Annotated in this window: 1 pseudogene; it reads right to left on the minus strand. The window is 62.4% G+C overall.

Annotated elements, in window-relative coordinates:
• Nucleotides 1-97 precede the first annotated feature (97 nt).
• A pseudogene (locus tag PZH32_RS11955) lies at nt 98-338 on the minus strand (hypothetical protein); the annotation flags it as partial.

The following is a 338-nucleotide window of genomic DNA, read 5'->3' on the forward strand; positions in this document are numbered from 1 at the left end:
CTGAGGATGATATCATCTACGTGCCGTGTCTTAACCGCTCCCGGGCCCATGTGCGCGTGCTGACGCATTTGCTGGCCCCCTATGTGGGGGACGAGGCCTAAGCGACTTCCCGTTTTTCCTCGCGGGCGAAGTAGCGGTCGAGCTCGTCGGCTTTGCCGTAGTGGCCCACGATGACGCGTGCCACGGCCAGGGCCTGCGGCGACAGGCTGTCCCTAAACACAAATACCGAGGCTAAATCCAAGGGCGCGTTGCGCAGGGGCCGCTGGCACACCTCGTCGGTTACCCATCCCTGGGCGTAGGAGCTTTGGATGATGAAAACGTGCTGGCGCGTGGATACC

The organism is Adlercreutzia equolifaciens (assembly GCF_029076695.1).
Taxonomy (GTDB): Bacteria; Actinomycetota; Coriobacteriia; order Coriobacteriales; family Eggerthellaceae; genus Adlercreutzia; species Adlercreutzia equolifaciens_A.